The organism is Photobacterium sp. ABD4_091, from assembly GCF_056160145.1.
Map to the genome: position 1 here is coordinate 2,098,620 of NZ_JBSWWQ010000001.1, position 18,380 is coordinate 2,116,999.

Sequence of the window (18,380 nt, forward strand, 5' to 3'; positions counted from 1 at the left end):
GGTACAAAATTGTCGATAAAAGAAAGGGCTGCATCATGCAGCCCTTTTTATATCTCGAGATACGCGCGAATTACTTAGCAATACGCTTGTACTTGATACGGTGTGGCTCAGCCGCTTGCGCGCCCAGTGTTTTCTTCAGCCAATCCGTGTACTCGGTGTAGTTACCTTCGTAGAAGTTAACCTGGCCTTCGTCACGGTAGTCAAGGATATGGGTGGCGATACGGTCTAGGAACCAACGGTCGTGCGAAATAACCATGGCACAGCCAGGGAATTCTAGAAGCGCTTCTTCTAGTGCACGTAGTGTTTCAACGTCAAGGTCGTTGGTTGGCTCATCGAGTAGCAGGACGTTGCCGCCAGCTTTAAGCAGCTTAGCAAGGTGAACACGGTTACGCTCACCACCAGATAGGTCGCCGATGCGTTTTTGCTGATCGCTGCCTTTGAAGTTGAAGCGTGAGCAGTAAGCACGCGCTTGGATTTCAAAGTTGTTGATCTTGATGATATCCGCGCCTTCGGAAATCTCTTGGTAAACCGTGTTGTTGTCGTTCATGCTGTCGCGGAACTGGTCAACAGACGCCAGGCTTACAGTATCACCCAAGTCGATGGTACCTGAATCAGGCTGCTCTATACCGCTAAGCATCTTGAACAGCGTTGACTTACCAGCACCGTTGGCACCGATGATACCGACGATCGCACCCTTAGGCATGCTGAAAGAAAGGTCGTCGATAAGAACACGGTCACCAAATGACTTGGTCAGGTTGTTCACCTCGATTACCTTGTCACCTAGGCGCTCACCTGGCGGGATGAACAGCTCGTTGGTTTCGTTACGTTTTTGGTGGTCACTTGTATTCAGCTCTTCAAAGCGCGCCATACGGGCCTTTGATTTCGCCTGGCGACCTTTAGGGTTCTGGCGAACCCACTCAAGCTCTTTCTCGATGGTCTTCTGGCGAGCTTTCTCTTGCGAAGCTTCTTGCTTTAGACGGGCATCTTTCTGCTCAAGCCAAGAGGTATAGTTACCTTCCCATGGGATACCTTCACCACGGTCAAGCTCTAGGATCCAACCTGCAGCGTTGTCTAGGAAGTAACGGTCGTGGGTGATCGCCACAACAGTACCGCTGTAGTCAACAAGGAAGTGCTCAAGCCAAGCCACAGACTCTGCATCAAGGTGGTTAGTTGGCTCATCAAGCAGCAGCATGTCTGGCTTGTCTAGCAGTAGGCGACAGATAGCCACACGGCGACGCTCACCACCTGATAGGTGTTTGATTTGTGCATCCCACTCAGGCAGACGAAGGGCGTCAGCAGCACGCTCTAGCTGCATCTCTAGGTTGTGGCCGTCTTTGGTTTCGATCAGGGCTTCTAGTTCACCCTGCTCTTTGGCCAGTTTGTCGAAGTCTGCACCTTCTTCTGCGTATGCTGCGTAAACCGCATCAAGGCGCGTCAGGGCATCTTTGACGTCAGCGACTGACTCTTCAACCACTTCACGTACGGTCTTTTCTTCATCCAGTACCGGCTCCTGAGGTAGGTAACCTACCTTTAGGCCAGCCTGTGGGCGTGCTTCACCTTCGATATCGGTATCGATACCCGCCATGATACGTAGCAGGGTTGATTTACCGGCACCGTTCAGACCCAAAACACCGATTTTGGCGCCTGGGAAGAAGCTCAATGAAATATCTTTTAGGATTTGACGCTTAGGTGGGACGATTTTGCCCACGCGCGACATGGTATAGACGTATTCAGCCATATCCGTTTGCGATCTCTAAACTAAATGAAAGGGGGTATTTTACCTGTTCTGGACATAAGTTTAACAGCAATGTTCATAATTAGTGCCCCAACTGAGCGTTAAGGTACCACTCTGCTCCCATCTTTGCGTAGCGGGTGCCTTTTACCGTGCGATTTCCTGCAACATTGCGGTGTTAATTTTCTGTTATCCGCAGGCGATCGTGATTATTCAAATCGACAATTTGGTATTACGCTCAATATTGGGCCGCCTGAAGGTTATTGGCGCCAGCCCTGCATCACGCAGAGGCTTGTAGTAATGGATTTTATATGCAATAAAACACACAGGTTTTTGACCTGAATGAACATGGACAACGAATGGAAGGGTGCTGTGTATAGCAATAAAAACCTTAAAGTAATTTCAGGTCTTGTGCTGTCGGTTGGCTTGCTGCTATCGCCTTTGATGCAGGCATCAACCCTTGAACAGCAGCGCGAACGCTACGAGCAGGCGCAAGTCGCCTTGGAAGAGAGGGACGAGGCAGCGTACGAAAAGCTTCGCGGCAGTCTGGATGACTACCCGCTGACGCCTTATCTCGATTACCGCGAGTTTATCCAAAACCTGTATGCCAAAACGCCCGGCGAAGTTGAGGCATTCATTGATCAATTCTCTGCCTTGCCGTTCAGTACAACGGTCAAGGATCGCTATCTCAATCACCTAGCAAAAACCCAGCGCTGGGAGAATTTCATTGAGGTTCAGCCTCTGCCGCCGCGCAGCCAGGTATTGCGCTGCCATTACTATTACGCCCAGAGCAAGCTTGGCAATAAAGACGTTGCCTGGCAGGGAGCACAGACCTTGTGGCTAACGGGGAAATCCACCCATGATGCCTGTGATCCGCTGCTGAACACTTGGCAGAAAGCGGGCAAGCGGACCGATGTCCTGATTTTGGATCGCATGTTATTGGTTTATGAAGAAGGTAACCGTGGCCGGCTCAAATACCTCAACAAACAGTTGGGGGCCAAGAGCAAGCAGTCGGGCAAGGCGGTGATGGATCTCTATGATAAACCCCAGGGTGTTGCGGCATTCTCCAAGCGCAGCAAAGTGACCCCCTTCAACCAGAATCTCACTGTATTGGCATACAAAAAGTTGGTGCGCAGTGACGTCAAGGAAGCGGTAAAGCAGTATCACAACACCGTACAGGGGCAGCACTTTGAGGAAGCCAAGCGTCAGTCGCTGGCAGACTATACCGCCAGCCGCTTGATGGCGACCGATGATGAGAAACTGCAGAAATGGCGCGATAACGCGTTGGCGAAAAGTACTAACATCAGTTTGCTCGAGCGTCGTATCCGCCAGGCGATGCGCGAAGACAAGTGGCAAGAGGTCGAGCTTTGGGTGAATCGCTTGCCTGATGAGGCCAAGCAGACGACCCGCTGGACGTTTTGGCAGGCCCGGTTGGCCGAGCGTGACGGTGACAAGGCGTTGGCTGAAGAAAAGTATAATCAGATCTTGGGTCAGCGCGATTTCTACAGCGCCGCAGCTGCAACTGTACTGGGTAAACCGATCACCTATCCGGTGAAAACCGCGGGTGATTACCGTACCGATATGAAGGAATACGAGCAAACCTTGGCACGGGTCAAAGAGCTTATCGCCACCGATAAGCTGCTAGCGGCAAACCGCGAATGGCACTATTTGCTGCGCGGGCTGGATAACGATCAGATAATAGCCTTGGCTTCTTATGCCTCCATCAATAAGTGGCATCATCTCGCGGTACAGGCGACTATTTCCGGCCAGTTGTGGGAATACGTCGAGTTGCGCTTCCCGATTGCCCATAAGTGGTGGTTTGATTTCTTTAGCAAGAAACGTGATTTGCCGGTAACCACCATGATGGCATTGGCCCGCCAGGAAAGTGCGCTCAATATCGAGGCGGTCTCGCCGGTTGGTGCCCGCGGCCTGATGCAGCTGATGCCTGCTACTGCCAAGGAAACCGCCAAGAAGCTAGGGCGCAACTACGAAGGAAAAAACAGCCTGTTTGATCCCGGCGTCAATATTCGCCTTGGCAGTGGTTACCTTAAAATGATGCTCGAGCAATATGACAACAACCGGATCTTTGCCTTCGCTGCTTACAACGCAGGCCCGAGCCGGGTGACCCGTTGGCGCAAAGGCACAGATGGCCGACTGGATGTCTATGCCTTTATCGAGGCGATTCCGTTCAATGAAACCCGGGGATATGTCCAGAATCTGTTGATGTTCGAGATCTACTATGGTGATTTGACTAAAAGCCCGGTGCCATTGCTGACGGAGAATGAGCTCAGCACCAAGTATTAGTTTTTTTTTGCCAAAGGCTAGGTTGTCGCTGGTTAAAGGGATAGAATCAGTACTCGAGAACGAGTACATCAAATGAGGATGACATGTCGAATATTCAAGAAACCCCGGAATTTACCGAGTGGCAGCAGGTGATTGATATCTTGCGTCAGGCAACGACCGAGCACAAGGACGATACCTTGCTGAGGCTGCTATTGACGCCCGACGAAAGGTCGGTGCTATTGTCCCGAGTGAATATTCTGCATGAGTTGCTCAATGGTGAGCGTAGCCAGCGTAAAATCAGTGAACTGCTTGGCGTGGGTGTCGCAACCATTACCCGCGGCTCCAATGAACTCAAGCACCATGATGAAGACACTAAGGCATGGTTGTCTGCCTTGCTGAAAGAGCAAAGCCCGAACGCGTGATCTCCATCTAAACGGTTTTGATAAACAAAGGCCCCCAGAGACTTGATGTACTCTGGGGGCCTTTCTGTTTTTGGGAGATATCCCCACTTGCTTTGAAAGCATAGTGGTATCACTTAATTTATTTTGCGAACAATGTTGGGTGAATGAAGGGGATCAGTGCCAAAATCAACGCCTGCTGGTATACCGAGCTGCGGCTTAGCAGATGGTTGGTCAGCATCGCAATGGCACCGCCTTTCTGCTTGATATTGGTTTGGTTGAACATTTCATCCATGACATCGCCCAGCTCTTCGCCCTGGTGGAGCTTTTCCAGCGCTTGGGGAGGCAAAGGGAGTGAGGCCGAACGGGCTTCTCCCCGGTTGTCACCGCTTTCGATAACCATCCAGGCAAACGTGAACTGACCGTCAATACCCGCTTCAAGGCCCACATAATAGTCTGCGCCAGGCGTGGCTTGGCGAGCATTGCTGACGCGGTTTCTTGCACCCTGCAAGGTTTCGTCGGCGCTCATTGGCTGATCGCGGACACCGCTGTCTACGCTGATCCCTTCGATCGTGAACTGGACATTCGGAAACGTGTGGTTGAAGGCGTCTTCAACGGCTGAAATCTTGGCGGGGTTGGTCGAGGCGACAATAATCTTAGGCATAGCAAACATCCGTTATCTGAGTGCTTACCATTCTAATGCCAAACGGAATAATAGTCTGTTCATACCTCGCCTTCATAAACGTTACGCTGCCAGAAAGCATTAGCTACGGGAAGAACTACGGGAAGGGGGGGCTCGCGGCTGCGAGCCACCTGCAATTAACGGTCGAAAGCCCAGTCGGACTGGATGATGTAGCCGTGGATCTGGAATTCGCCGTTGTTGACGAACAGGTTAGGGAAGTCCGGCTGAGAGGTCGAGAAAACCACGCCATCCGCAAGCTGGGTCATATGGTAGAAGTCTGGCTCGCTGCCGCGCACTGACGCAAATACCGGCTGCTTAGGGCGGTAAGTGGCCGTTTTGGTGGCAAGGGCATAGCTGCCGACTGGGGCACACTGGGCAATGTTTTCGTTATCCACCAGTAGGCCTAGGCAGTCTTCGCGTAGCAGGTGTTGTGGAATGGCACGCTTGCTGATCACGTCAACTGAAGCACCGCTACGAAAGGACATAAAGTCTTTGCGGTGGATAATCGGGATGTAAGTGCTGGTGGTGCCTTGGTCTGCGCTGTTGTTGATTGTCGTGGTCGCCTGGGTACCGGTATCAACCTGACCGGTCAGTAGGTAGCTGATTGACGTGCTCAGAGCCTCGGCAATTTTTTCCAGCTCACGGACTTCGATACCGTACTTGCCAGATAGCTTACGGCTCATTGTCCCTTGCTGAAGATCAAGGGCTTCACCAAGTTGCTTTTGGCTGATCCCTTGGATTTTCGCTAAACGCTTAATTCTTTCTAAATATTCCATACTCACTAGCTTCCTGCTTAAATTTTTTACTGATGCAAACACGCATTCTTAAATGTCATATTGATTGTACTGCTAACAGCAAGCTGGGGATCTGGCGGGTATAAAAAATGCGATTGGTTTCGTTGTGGGAATATCAGTTTTTTTCCAGATGTGCAAAAAAGGGAACAAATTTCGCAAATTGAAATAAGAATTCGGCAGAATATTTGTTGGATGAAGATCACTCTTTGTAACCTTTACCGCTAAGGTGTTATTGACCCAAAACGCTAGGCTTTTCTTTGTGGTTTTGTTTTATATTACTGAAAGTAAAGGGTTTATATTGGATTTTTCTTTGCTGACTGCCTAGTCAATAACCACAATGAATCTGCGGGTGATATTTTATTTGTGGTGGTTATGGGTTGAGGTGTATCTAATCGTTTTTCTTATCTATAGTAGCGAAAAATAGTTATTACAGATAAAGCGGGAGGGGATGTTAGGTTATGCTTTCGGGGGATAAAGAGGAAGGCGAGCCTTCCTCTATAGTAGGGTTTAGCGAGTCAGGTAGGTGTACAAGAACTTGGTGATCTCTACCATGTCATCAATTTTGATGAACTCTTCGGTGGTGTGTACCTTCGCCATACCGGTAGACAGGTTTACTGTCTTCAGGCCTTTGCTGTTGAAGATGTTCGCGTCGCTACCGCCGCCTGTTGGCTTACACATTGGCTCAACACCGTTGGCTTCGAATGCTGCTTTGATTTTCTCGACGTGCGGGTCGTTGTCGGCAATGCGGTAAGCGTTGTAGGCACGCTTAGACGCAATGTTGATTTCTGCGCCGTGCTTCTCAGCTGCAGCTTCAAATGTGCTCACCATGTGATCAACCTGCGCCTGCAGTTTGTCGTCATCTAGTGAACGGGCTTCAGCTTCGATGAACAGCTCAGGCATCACGATGTTAGTCGCTTGACCGCCTTTAACCACACCGATGTTGGCAGTGGTTTCTTCGTCGATGCGAGACAGCTTCATGTTGGTGATGGCATCAGCTGCAACGGTAAGAGCATTGATCCCTTCTTCCGGTGCTAGACCTGCGTGGGCAGGCTTACCTGTGATATTTACTTTCAGGTTCTGCTGGCCAGGTGCGGTAGTAATGATAGTACCGATAGGGCCGCCAGAATCGAATACGATACCGGTTAGCGATTCAACCTTGCTCATGTCGAAGTTCTGCGAGCCATGCAGGCCGCCTTCTTCATAAACGGTGAACGCCAGTTCGATAGTCTGGTGCTCTTCGCCGTCAGCCTTGATGCAGCGAACCGCTTCCATGATGGCTGCGATACCAGATTTGTCGTCACCACCTAGAATAGTGTCGCCTTTCGAGCGGATGATACCGTCTTCGATGATTGGCTCGATGCCGTTACCCGGAGTCACGGTATCCATGTGGCAGCTTAGTAGGATAGTACCTTCCAGCTTACCTTCTAGTTTGGCGTAGATGTTGAAGCCGTTGGAGATCTCAGCAGGAACAGGAAGCTTCTGTACGTCAAAGCCCATTTCACCTAGCTGCTCGGCCAGCGCCTCGGCAATCGCTTTCTCGTTGCGCGATTCGCTGTCGATTTTAACCAGTTCAATAAAGTGTTGGACCAGACGGTCCTGATTGATATTTGCCATTTAAAGCACCTCCGTAATGGTCGTTATATTACGTGAACTGGCTGAACTAACCTTGATCTGTCCACCAATATCGTGGGGGTAATCACTATAAAACTTGAAATGTTAAGGTGATTATTCTGGCTTGTTGGGGAAATGTACGGTTGGGGTTGGGGAGGTGTGGGGGAGTCGTTAAGGGGAGGGCTTCAATTCATATGCCAAAGAAATGAATCCTAGAGCCAGTGTAGGGCACTACATCAGTGTTTCGTAAAACTCATCCATTAGGTTCTCGAGTAGAAATAGTTGCTCGGTATCTTCTTCACTGAGCTCGTCCTTGTTGTAGAGCAGATCCATTTGGGCCTGAATTATCGCGACCTCTTTCATCACCTCCACGTTATGCTGCTCCAAGATCTCTTCCAGATCTTGCGCGTGTAGTGGAGGAATAGAGAACGAGAGGGCGAAAGCAGCTATTACCGTAAACAGCAGTGGCTTGATGGCGAGTAGTGCCTTGATTCTGGTTGTAGGGGATTTCATTGACCGGTTCCATTGGCTTTATTGTGATTAGAAGTAAAGCCTATGGAAGTGGTTGTTGGATCACTATGATATTGCTCAATGATTGAAAGTCAGAAATGAATGATTACAAATTTAGAACCTGTACATTTACCGCAGGTCAAGATATCTAAGACGCACGAGGTATTGAGAAAAGTCCAATCCATCATTGTTTTATTTATAACAGATACTTACGCTGTTATTTTGATTATTTAACGATGGTGTTAAGGGGTATCTTTAAGACCCTTATATAACCATTGGGAAACAATTAGCATATTATTTTCAATGATTTAGTAGCGTTAAAGCGCTAAAAGTTATCGTGTGTGAAATAGCAGAGCTAAAATCTTAATTCTGAGATCTTACTCACTCGTTTCTGTGGCACTTATTTGTTACCTTACGCCGTTTTTGGCTCACTCAGAACTGGCTATGGCTTCGCAATATATTATCAATAAAGTTGTAGAAATTGGGGATACCTTGCATCGCTGTGGATGCCCACCTTATAAGGTGGAAAAGTATACTCAGTACTATGCCAATAAGTATGATGCGGATGTCATGGTGCAGGCAATGCCAACCTCGATTAACTACCAGTTTCTTGGCAAGCGAGATACCGTGGTCATGAAGCGCCACAAACCTGCCTCTATCAATCTTGCCTTACTGGCCAACACCATCGATCGTATTCATCAGCCCGGTAAAGAAAAAACAGCCGAAGACTTCCACTACCCCAAATGGGTCGTGGCACTGGCCAATATGGGAATACCTCCCGCTTATCTAATGTTGGTAGGTAGTACCCTTGAGGCTGTGGGCTATGCCGTGATACTTGGGCTCATGGTTTGGTTAGTACAGTTGATTTGCCATGGCCGCCGCGCAATTGCCGTTGAATTTATTGCGGCATTGATAACCGGTTTGTTTGTGGCTTTCATCGTGAGCCTGGGTATCAATGTACCTGTTTGGGCGCTGTGTATTGCGTCGATCGTCTTGTTTGTTCCCGGGCTTTCAATAGCTAACTCATTAGAATGTTTGGCATTCAATGACTTGGTCTCTGGTACCGCTTTACTCGGGCAAAGCATGCTGACCCTGCTCAAACTGTTCATCGGCGTGATGATAGGCTTGAATATCGGTGAGGCTTGGTGGGGGCCGGTGGACACCATCCCTTATACCAATGAAATCCCGATATGGTTGCATGTCTTTGGCTTGGTATTGATTTCAACGTCGATCGGGGTGATCTTCAATGCCCGCCCGCAAGATATTCTGCTTGGGCTACCGGTTGCGGTATTGGGCATGTGGGGGCCGATGTACCTGGGCTTCGGTGGTGACTGGGTGGTAGGCACTTGGGTGACCACTGTGTTGATCACTTTGTACGGCACAAAAATGGCCAAGCTGCTTAACTTAACCGGTTCTATTTATATCGTGCAGGGGATCATCATTCTGGTTCCCGGTAGCCGCGTGTTGATCAGTGCAAGCCAATCCGTCTTCGAGCAATCTATCTTGCCGATCCCTAATATCGGCTTGTCTGCCATTTTCATGTTCTCGGCAATCGTAGCCGGGCAGATCACCGCCTATTCGCTGTACTCGCCGAAGATTGATCGTTAATTACGTCTCACATAAATGACCACTAGTTCCATGAACTAGTGGTCTTTCCAAGCGTTTGAGCTGCTGCTTTTAGCTATTACTCTACAGGTAAGGTTTGGAACCCGCACTGTAGAAGGTATTGGTAAGTGTGTTGGTAATAATTACATGGGCGGGTTGGGTCGCTGTCGTTTCCTTCAGGCACAAAGATCACCATGCCTTGACGTGCACGCGTTAGCAGCACCCGGTATGCATTCTCTAGATAGCGTTTATCTTGCTCTTTGTTACGCTTTTGCCACTTAGTGCCTTTGAAGCGCCAATGCTCAAATTGCTGATCCATATAACGATAGTCGGCATCCCACCCAACTAGACACCAGTCTAGCTCAAGCCCTTGGACATCAAACTCAGTAGCAACATCTTCAAGGAAGTGGCATGAGCGGATATCGTCGTGGGGATGAAGGAACCAGCTAACCGGATCAAACTTGTTTTTGACAAAGATCCCTTCAGCTTTGAGGCGAATGCCATTAGAAGATGCCAGCATACCAGTGCTTTCCAATCCGCGAGATTGTTGTTTTAGCCATTGTTTGGCTTTAGCGAGATCGCGGGTAAGGTGAAGCGGATATTGGGCTTGTAACTCATCAGCTAGCTCTGCGGCTTTTTTGCATTCTCCTGCGATAACATGGTGTACAAAGCTAGAAAGCTTTTCGGCCCTGAACGATCGCATCGAAGTCGCTAAGTGCAGGCTTGGCAGTTTGTGTGCGTTTTGCAGGTTTTCTAGTGACAAACCATCTGAGACATATTCGCCTTTGAGTAACTCTGTCGAGCAGTAGACCTGCCAATGAGAATCCCCATGCTCTAAAGCAGATAGCCATCCCGCAAGCCCTGCTTCGCCAGTGTTGATCTCTTGCCCGCCGCCTATCAGAGCAATGATCACCGCCCAGTCTTCGTGCCTGTCCATCACTTCAATCAAGAATTCAGGCTCAGATTGATTAAAGTCGGGCTGATTACGCTTGGTTTGCATGAACTTTGATGTCTGCTCTGCGTTCCATGCTCGTTGTGCTTCGTCAAATATCGCGACATTTTCTGGCGGGATAGAGCCATCCAGAGCCTCATCACGGAAGCGGTGAATATTCTGGATAAACTGTGACGTTTCTCGGCGTGCAGCCGCTTTGCTCATATCGGTACGTGAAGATTTATCAATGGCGAGTGCTTCTTGCAATACACTCACTAAAGGTCCGTTACCACTGAGAAAAACTGAGTACTCGTTATCTTTAGGGTTAGAGTGGGTGTTGGCAATATTAAGCCCGACTAACGTTTTACCTGCGCCGGGGACACCTGTGACAAAACAAATGATTTTTTGCTTATTGACTCGGGCTTGGTGGATTAGCTCGAGTAACTCGTCGCTGGTTACACCTAGGTTTTGAGTATCTGCTTCATTACGCGCAATATCTTCAACTGCGTGATTGGCATACAGTGCCTGTGCAGCCTCCACGATAGTAGGGGTAGGGAGGTAACCGCTATTAGACCACTCAATGGCATCAACCTGATTCGCTTGCCACTTAACTGCGCACTGCTTGATAATGTCGGCTATCTGCTGGCCGTTATCAACAATAGGTTTAGCGACGCCATCATTATCCAAGATTAACTCCCATCCACTTTTATCCGCTTCGGTTGCCAGTAGAATCGGTACAATAGGGAGTGAATGACTGCCTCGATGGAAGTTTTTCAGGTCTAGTGCATATCCGACGGTTTGGCGCAGATCGGCGGAATGGTAGTTGCTTGAGCCGACTTTAAACTCGATAACAAAGATAATACCTTGATAGATAAGTACCGCATCAGCGCGCCGTCCCATTCGTGGGATTAGAAACTCAAAGAACAGGTGCCCATTATGAGGTGTTAAATCAGATAAAGCTTGCTGCAGGATTTGAACTTGTGCTGCCCACGCCCCTGTCTGTTCATGCTGTAATTGCTGGGTATGGCTACTGGCAAGCTTACCGATAATGTTATCTGAGGTTGATTGAAGAAAATCCGATAGGGTGGCGTCGTAAAAAGCTCGGTTAGTCATTGTCGACCTCAAATGCCAAAAGCTTTTCCGGTGCAACATCAAGTGCCTGTGCCAACTTAAACAAGTTGATGAGGCTGACGTTTCTCAGGCCCCGCTCAATGCCACTGATATAGGTACGGTCAAGTCCACAACGCGCAGCCAATTCTTCTTGGCTTAACGCAGTATCCTTTCTTAATTGTTTAATGTGTAACCCAAAGGGTTTGAGTACTGAGTCGTTCACGGCAGTCTACTTTTTGCTTGCTTATGAACGACATGGTCTGCGTCTGTAGACTTTTGGTCCACGGACTATAAGTCACATTTTCTTTCGTAGATGAGGAGTTGCGAGTTATTGAGTGTTAGTAGTATCAGAACAAACAAAAAGGGCGGTAATCTTTCGATTACCGCCCTTTCCAAACGTTTGGTGGAGCTGGCGGGAGTTGAGCAAGGGTTTTAAGTTGTTGTTTTTTTTTGTTGATTTTTAGTTCGTTGGTATGGCTCTGGGTAAGTGGTTGGGTATTAATTGATTTTGCAGCATACATTATCACATGTTCTAGAAGAGCATTAGAATAAATCACTTAGGTGATAAAAGCGAAAGGCTACTTTCTTTTTCCTCTAAGTGCTTCAATCCAGTTTAGGCACCAAGAGCTAGGATTGACCTGCTCTTTGTAAGATCGCATGTGCTTACCCGTTAATGTCTCTAAGTTTGGCACGCCATAGCGCCATTCGTTTAAAAAAGTGATCACTCGTGAAGGTTCATCTTTTTGTTTTAAGCGATAGCGGACTATTTGCTTTAGAGTGTATGTGTACTGCTTGTCTTTGGTGTTTATCTTTTCGACTGTTTTGTTTGAAGTCTCAGAATATCTTGCCGCAATACAGCTTCTCAAAACTGCTGAGTATTCTTCATCAGAGAGTTTTCCATCGTAACCCATCTCCTCTGCGATCTTCTCGATTCGCTCTAAGTCCTTAGCGAAAAAATACAGACGCTTAGTTTGGTAGCCAGACTCTTTCCTTCTCTCGGATACTTTTTGTTGGCGAACATTGTCATATGAGCTCATTCTAGCTGTCCATTGCTATCTCTTTGAGCAAACAGTTTACCTAATAAATAAGAATAATTCCCTGTGAGTCTCACGGATATTGTGAGGATCACAACTGTATCAATATGATTTAATTGAGCTATAAGTGAGGCTCACATTTTTTGAGGAATTTTAATCGATAAAGGGATTGTTGGGGCTGATAACTCTAATTCGCGTGTGAGTAACAGAATGAAGGAGGATTACTCATGCCAAATATAAAGGTTGTCAGAATGAATGATGTTCAAGAAATGACAGGTCTATCCAGAGCAACAATCAATAGGTTGAGAAAGGAAGGTTCTTTCCCACCGCATATAAATCTAGGAGCACGAGCTGTCGGTTGGTTTGAGCATGCAGTTACAGAATGGCTACAAGCAAGGATGACCGGTCAAACTCTGTCTTACAGAGAGGAGTGCTGATATGGCGATGGAAGTCAGCACACTCGAAGAGTGGCATAAATTTGAGACTGTAGAGGAAGCTAAAGAAGAAAATGAAGCTAGGATTGACATACTATGGGCGGAGGGCGGCAATGAGAATATCAACCTAGTTCATAAACTTGAAGCTTGCACTTACGGTGAGAAGAAGTGCAAGAGTGCTGCGTGTAAGCTTTGTAATCGTGAGTACCGTATGCAGCTGGTCAATCCAAGAGTTTCAATAATGACGGAGAGTGGATTGGATTACTGGATGCTAACAGTGATCGACTACAATGGAGCCTTCAGCCATGAGCGATTGTCGGTTTTCGATGTAAGAAAGGCGAAAGATAGGCTCAGAAAACAGTTAAGCAGAGCTGGCTTTCATGGCCCAATATTTGGTTCTATTGAACTCGATTATCATGGTGTATGTAAGTTATGGCTTCCGCATGCGCACTTAATTGTTCCAATTACGGAACAGAACGTGAACGCAAAAAAGGCTTTAAAAGAACAGTACAAAAGAATGAACCTTTGTCATATCAAAGACAATCGAAAAGCTAAGCCTTTACAGTTTGATCATATAAACCATGACTATCACCAAGTCTCTTACTGTTTTAAATTATCATTTTTTGAAGTTGTTGATATTAAATCAAAAAAAGGGAATAGGTACACAAGTAAACAAAGGTTAAAGCGAAGTTACTTTTGCGACTCACTGGTAAGTCAGCATATGGAGGGAAGAAGAGGTTATGTATTCAGTTTTGATGAGAGATAGTTTGAGTACATTCACTGTCCGAGAAATAAGTAATGGCTATATAGATTGATGTAGCTATAGGCTCTACTGGTGCAGATAAAGAGTGTTTTCATTGATTAGGGAAAAGAACACTAGAAGATTAACGTGTGAGCCAAGGGAAGAAATGCATGGTCTAAGTAGTGTAGCCACCGACTCTTAGCCATGCAATTTCCGGTTTGCACTTTAATATGAGCTGCCTTCAGCTCTGGCAGCATGATGATTCATGCTAGGTTTAGTTATACCTGCTTTATTTGTCGCTCGCATGGCGAGTGCTTGCTAAGTTCAAATAAGAACAGTCGATTATCAAATTGTAGCGCTGAGTCACTTATGTGCGTCCACTTAAATGTACAGCAACTAGAAGCCAATCTATCCTTGCGAACTATGAAGGATTACGTCTTACAGAAGCGTAGCAACCGCGTTTTTCATAGTCGACGACCTCTAGTGTCATTATAGTATTGGTTGGTTAAATTGCGCTTAAGTTTTTTATTTCTTTTTAAACAAAGACTTATAGATAGCGCATGTGTCGCGCAAGGACTCTTTATGGCTTGTGTAAGGTTGTTCCTAGGTTTTTTTAAGGTTTTTTTATTTGCAATCTAAAATTTTTGTATTATCATGCCCGCAAAATTTCAAACATAGAGTGGAACATGTCAAGATCACCAGCAGCTATTTCTGAAAATATAATTGACTTAATGCATAAGCAAAATTTGAATTGCACTACTATTCCGTGGAATAGGTTTTATGTTCTTTGTAAAAGAGAGAGAATTCAAAGTACGTTTTTAGATAACTTACGCTACGAACTTAAGAAGAAAAGTTTTTTAATGACAGAGGGGCATGCTGTCATTTGCATAGCAAAAGACTTTAATTTTTCTGAATTAAATATTAGTGAATAAAAGAAGGGCTTATTAAATAAGCCCTTCTTTATTACTCTATATCTTCTACTATGTTCTCTTCACGCACTAATGCATTTCCATGCCTAAACTCTTCAACTATATTAACATTTTTATATTCAGATAATATTTTTTTAGGTACATGTTCTAAAACAATCATCTGGAAATTGCTATTCAATTCTATTTGCCTTGATATAAAATCATCAAGAAGCTTAAATGCCTTTTTGATCTTTGCCTCATCACTGCTATCTAACTTTTTTTCATCATCAGACTCGTCGCCATAATATGGCCTGCTTGGTTGATCAATAATTAAGTATGGTGCAACAAAACTAGAATGGTTATTTTTGATTACTTCATGGATAGATAACATAAAGAACAAATGTAAAAACATTTGGTTTGAACTACTACCAACATTTTCTTCAAATGTTGACTTTGGCTTTCTTAATGATAGTGCTTTTTCCTTATATTTGAAATATGGTTGATAACCTTGATAGTTTTCAAGTGAGGTTCCTACCATTTCAATATATTCAGAAATTATTTCTTCAATAGCTTTTATCGTTAGTTCTTTTTTCTCTGATGTGTCATCAACTTTAATGTTTTTTATTTCATCTTCAATTTTGGTTTTATCTAAATCAACGTATGAGGATGTGCTATCATTATATAGGTTAGCTTTAGCTAGTAATTGTCCCATAAAGAAGTATTTTTCTTTAAGTGAAGAGAAAGAGTATACTTCAGATGGTTGAGATTTTAATTTTTCTTCAATATCTTTAAGCTTTATCTTTGAGTTATTTATTTCATCGTTAACCTGCAAGCTAAGAGGAGTTCGCTTAACTCTCTCTAATTTAATACTCTTAATTTGATCAGATAAATGGCTGGTTATATTTTCAAATATTGAAGTTTTAATCAGATCAGAGTCATGACTCCTCAAATAATCAACAGGCTTTATTGAATCTTCAATTTTTTGAAGTGAGTTCTTATATAGATCGTACTCATTTTGGAATTTTGTTAGTTTTTTTATTTTATTAAATTCTTTGAAGTACTGTTGCTCTAATTGTTCTCGGTTATCGATTATTTCAGGACGGAGTTCTGATTCTATGTCAATATTTAATATATTTTTCCAAGATTCATCATCGTTTAAATCTGGGTTAATAATTGAATACTCTTTGGCTTTTTTTATCAAAGCGCTTCTTTCATTTATAAAGTCACTTCTTTTGTCATTTATTCTTTTATTTTTTCTTTCTATCCTTGATAATTCTTTTTCTAACTTATCTAGTTTTTCTTTCTTTAACACATTACCTACAGTTTCAATACCTACTGCTAAGTCGAATATTCGAGGGAGAGCTTCTCTGTATCTATCATCATTCTGTTTGTCAAAGAAAACACCAGAGCTATTTTCAATAATATCGCCAGAGATAGTATTGAACATTTGGAAATATCTAACCGATATCTTTGAACCGGGTTTAATATAACTTCCCCCATATTCAATCTTTGCGTTGCTATCTATAGAAAAAATAGATTCAAATAACTTTTTGACTGTTTTTTCATTAGTGTTATTTGTGGGTTTCTCTGGCACTTCCCCGATAGATGACAAGTAGTATTCAGCAGATACTTTAGATTGATATGGTGCTTTTCTAGCAAAGCTATAAGTACTTCCGTTTGAACTAACTACTAATCCATACCAAGTTGCATTTTCATTAATTTGGCTTTGTGAAAATTTAAATTTAGAAGCAAAAAAGCAGTAGTCCATTATTTCTAATATTGCAGACTTACCTGTGTTACTTCTACCTGTAATAACATTAATTTTATTTGGTAAGAATTCTAGTTCTCTTTTAGTCCCATTCTTAAACCAAATTATAAGTTTTGATATACTAAAAATCATAAACTTACCCTTAAATTTAGATATAATTTGTCTGATGGATCTTTAATAATGTTGGAAACATTTAAAGATGCTTTATAAATTTTTTCTACATGTTTCCCCATTTCTTTTGTATAGGGCATCTCTTTTTTTAATATGATATCACCATTAACTATATCTATATGCATCATTTGATACATATACTGAACAGCATTAATTGTTGGGTTTATTTGGTCATAAAAAATATCATCAAAGTTAGAAAACCATTGAGGGTTGTTTATTATTAACTTATCAAGAGATTTCACTTCATTATTCTTTTTAGATAGATATGAAAGTAGTTCTTTTTGATAGAGTAGAGGGTAAACTAATAAAACTTTATTCATAGGCAAAGATTTTGTATGTTGTAATACTGAGTTCAGTGCCAGTACACATATGGGAAAATTATGGTTGATTTTATTTTTCATTTTTATATTTATCCCAGTCATATCTCCAACCTAATGTTGGAATATCTGATAGGTAATAATAATATCCATTAGACAGGATAATATTTTCTGGCAAATCAGAAAAATTGACTTTTATATCTCGAGTTTCGTCAATAACTTCTATAGCTATTTCATTTGCCTTTTCTTCTTTAGGTGCTCTACGATATTTTTTTCTAAAAATATTTTTCCACCTTTGAATACTATCTTCTCTAATCGTATCTAATTCTACGTATGTTAAATCACCATTATCCTTCCAGTTAGATAAATTTCTTTTTATTTTTAACATATGAGATGTATACTCTGCCATTGTTTCAATATCATCTTGGCAAAAGTCTTCTATTTCTAACAACTGCTTTAAAAAAAGTTGGTCTTGAAGGTTTTTAGGCAGTTGTTCATTAAAAGTATATACTTGTAGAGAATCATTTCGTGCATTATCAAAATATCTACTGTACTTTCTATAGAAATCATCAAAGCTAATAAATATCTTTTCTCCTTTTTTTATGTTTATAAAATTATCCTTCCTAATTGCTGAGTCAATATCTCTAAATACTTGGCATATTTTTGACTCTGGTATCATTTTTGATTTTATTGATTTATAGCAATTATCAAAGATGTCATTTTCTTCGAGTTGAAATGAAATTTTATCAAAAAAACATTTAAGTACTTGGTTTGGAATCATTAGGATGTCATCGAAATATCTCTTTATTACATCAGATTTAGTTTTGTTTTTTAGAGAGCTTAGGTTTTCTCTTGCCTCCTCTATAGTGAGTTTACCTTCTTGTAGTGATTTGATTATTTTTGCAAATTCATTATCACTTGACTCCGATTTATTTGAAGCGAGTACAAAGTAAGTTTTATCTATAAATTTTATCTGCTCATTCTGTGTCGAACGTGAAGCGTTAGTATCGGTGATCACTTTCGACCAATTTGATAGAGTTTTCCAAAGATCAATATCAAATGTCGTTAAGTTTGATGGCTTTTTAGTTTTTTCTGATGTTTTAATTGTGTGTTTTACTTGATAGAGAATCTGAACATCATCAGCTAGATCTGTATGCACATCATCTTTACACTCCAGACCGACTGTTTGTCCAATTTCAAGTGATAATAGTTTCCACAAGAAAAAATAGTATTGGTAATCGAAGCCAATACCAGTCTTATCTGCTGAGGTTATATCTGCTTGTGTTGTGGTTGAAACCATCCCACTATCTCATCATTGAAAAAGAATGGGAGAAATTCTACCTTATAGTG

At 43.6% G+C, this 18,380-nt stretch carries 17 protein-coding genes; 6 read left to right on the forward strand and 11 right to left on the reverse strand.

The window, feature by feature from the left end; all coding sequences use genetic code 11:
* Window positions 1-70: 70 nt before the first annotated feature.
* On the reverse strand, window positions 71-1,738 hold the full coding sequence (gene ettA / locus ACXAGQ_RS09690; protein ID WP_475253585.1) for an energy-dependent translational throttle protein EttA: 1,668 nt from the start codon (window positions 1,736-1,738) through the stop codon (window positions 71-73).
* A gap of 366 nt (window positions 1,739-2,104) precedes the next feature.
* Here ettA and sltY point away from each other — a divergent pair, with 366 nt between their 5' ends.
* Both sltY and trpR read left to right on the forward strand, forming a co-directional pair.
* Window positions 2,105-4,036, forward strand: a complete 1,932-nt coding sequence (sltY, locus tag ACXAGQ_RS09695; RefSeq protein WP_475253586.1) for a murein transglycosylase — start codon at window positions 2,105-2,107, stop codon at window positions 4,034-4,036.
* Between the two features lie 83 nt (window positions 4,037-4,119).
* The gene (gene trpR, locus ACXAGQ_RS09700; protein WP_107301296.1) at window positions 4,120-4,437 is read left to right on the forward strand and encodes a trp operon repressor; all 318 of its coding nucleotides are present in this window, start codon (window positions 4,120-4,122) and stop codon (window positions 4,435-4,437) included.
* Window positions 4,438-4,555: 118 nt separating this feature from the next.
* On the opposite strand, the gene yjjX is transcribed toward trpR, so the two are convergent.
* The 4 genes from yjjX to ACXAGQ_RS09720 form a co-directional block, all read right to left on the reverse strand.
* A complete protein-coding gene (yjjX, locus tag ACXAGQ_RS09705) occupies window positions 4,556-5,077 on the reverse strand; it encodes an inosine/xanthosine triphosphatase (protein ID WP_475253588.1) in 522 nt (173 codons plus the stop codon).
* A gap of 155 nt (window positions 5,078-5,232) precedes the next feature.
* Window positions 5,233-5,871 (reverse strand): helix-turn-helix domain-containing protein, encoded by a 639-nt coding sequence (locus ACXAGQ_RS09710; protein ID WP_475253590.1) that lies wholly within the window; start codon window positions 5,869-5,871, stop codon window positions 5,233-5,235.
* Between the two features lie 525 nt (window positions 5,872-6,396).
* Entirely contained in the window at window positions 6,397-7,503 is a 1,107-nt protein-coding gene (locus ACXAGQ_RS09715; RefSeq protein ID WP_475242539.1) for a M20/M25/M40 family metallo-hydrolase, read from the reverse strand.
* Window positions 7,504-7,731: 228 nt separating this feature from the next.
* The gene (locus tag ACXAGQ_RS09720) at window positions 7,732-8,013 is read right to left on the reverse strand and encodes a hypothetical protein (RefSeq protein ID WP_475253592.1); all 282 of its coding nucleotides are present in this window, start codon (window positions 8,011-8,013) and stop codon (window positions 7,732-7,734) included.
* Between the two features lie 441 nt (window positions 8,014-8,454).
* On the opposite strand from ACXAGQ_RS09720, the gene ACXAGQ_RS09725 reads away from it, so the two are divergent.
* Complete coding sequence (locus tag ACXAGQ_RS09725) at window positions 8,455-9,618, forward strand: threonine/serine exporter family protein (protein WP_475253593.1); 1,164 nt, start codon at window positions 8,455-8,457, stop codon at window positions 9,616-9,618.
* A 76-nt stretch (window positions 9,619-9,694) separates the two neighbouring features.
* On the opposite strand, the gene ACXAGQ_RS09730 is transcribed toward ACXAGQ_RS09725, so the two are convergent.
* The 3 genes from ACXAGQ_RS09730 to ACXAGQ_RS09740 all read right to left on the reverse strand — a co-directional run bounded on the left by ACXAGQ_RS09730 (window position 9,695) and on the right by ACXAGQ_RS09740 (window position 12,693).
* Window positions 9,695-11,659, reverse strand: a complete 1,965-nt coding sequence (locus tag ACXAGQ_RS09730) for a DUF2075 domain-containing protein (protein WP_475253595.1) — start codon at window positions 11,657-11,659, stop codon at window positions 9,695-9,697.
* Complete coding sequence (locus tag ACXAGQ_RS09735) at window positions 11,652-11,879, reverse strand: helix-turn-helix domain-containing protein (protein ID WP_475253597.1); 228 nt, start codon at window positions 11,877-11,879, stop codon at window positions 11,652-11,654. Before ACXAGQ_RS09735 ends, ACXAGQ_RS09730 begins: the two co-directional genes overlap by 8 nt.
* A gap of 355 nt (window positions 11,880-12,234) precedes the next feature.
* A complete protein-coding gene (locus tag ACXAGQ_RS09740) occupies window positions 12,235-12,693 on the reverse strand; it encodes a hypothetical protein (protein ID WP_475253598.1) in 459 nt (152 codons plus the stop codon).
* A 248-nt stretch (window positions 12,694-12,941) separates the two neighbouring features.
* On the opposite strand from ACXAGQ_RS09740, the gene ACXAGQ_RS09745 reads away from it, so the two are divergent.
* The 3 genes from ACXAGQ_RS09745 to ACXAGQ_RS09755 all read left to right on the forward strand — a co-directional run bounded on the left by ACXAGQ_RS09745 (window position 12,942) and on the right by ACXAGQ_RS09755 (window position 14,798).
* Window positions 12,942-13,127 (forward strand): helix-turn-helix transcriptional regulator, encoded by a 186-nt coding sequence (locus ACXAGQ_RS09745; protein ID WP_475254714.1) that lies wholly within the window; start codon window positions 12,942-12,944, stop codon window positions 13,125-13,127.
* A gap of 1 nt (window position 13,128) precedes the next feature.
* On the forward strand, window positions 13,129-13,890 hold the full coding sequence (locus ACXAGQ_RS09750; RefSeq protein WP_475253600.1) for a hypothetical protein: 762 nt from the start codon (window positions 13,129-13,131) through the stop codon (window positions 13,888-13,890).
* Between the two features lie 662 nt (window positions 13,891-14,552).
* On the forward strand, window positions 14,553-14,798 hold the full coding sequence (locus ACXAGQ_RS09755; RefSeq protein ID WP_475253602.1) for a hypothetical protein: 246 nt from the start codon (window positions 14,553-14,555) through the stop codon (window positions 14,796-14,798).
* Between the two features lie 31 nt (window positions 14,799-14,829).
* Here ACXAGQ_RS09755 and ACXAGQ_RS09760 read toward each other — a convergent pair whose 3' ends face one another.
* The 3 genes from ACXAGQ_RS09760 to ACXAGQ_RS09770 are packed head-to-tail and all read right to left on the reverse strand — an operon-like array spanning window position 14,830 to window position 18,330.
* A complete protein-coding gene (locus ACXAGQ_RS09760; RefSeq protein WP_475253604.1) occupies window positions 14,830-16,674 on the reverse strand; it encodes a DUF3732 domain-containing protein in 1,845 nt (614 codons plus the stop codon).
* Window positions 16,671-17,114 (reverse strand): three component ABC system middle component, encoded by a 444-nt coding sequence (locus ACXAGQ_RS09765; protein WP_475253606.1) that lies wholly within the window; start codon window positions 17,112-17,114, stop codon window positions 16,671-16,673. The genes ACXAGQ_RS09760 and ACXAGQ_RS09765 overlap by 4 nt, the downstream gene beginning before the upstream one ends.
* Complete coding sequence (locus ACXAGQ_RS09770; RefSeq protein WP_475253608.1) at window positions 17,104-18,330, reverse strand: hypothetical protein; 1,227 nt, start codon at window positions 18,328-18,330, stop codon at window positions 17,104-17,106. The genes ACXAGQ_RS09765 and ACXAGQ_RS09770 overlap by 11 nt, the downstream gene beginning before the upstream one ends.
* Window positions 18,331-18,380 lie beyond the last annotated feature (50 nt).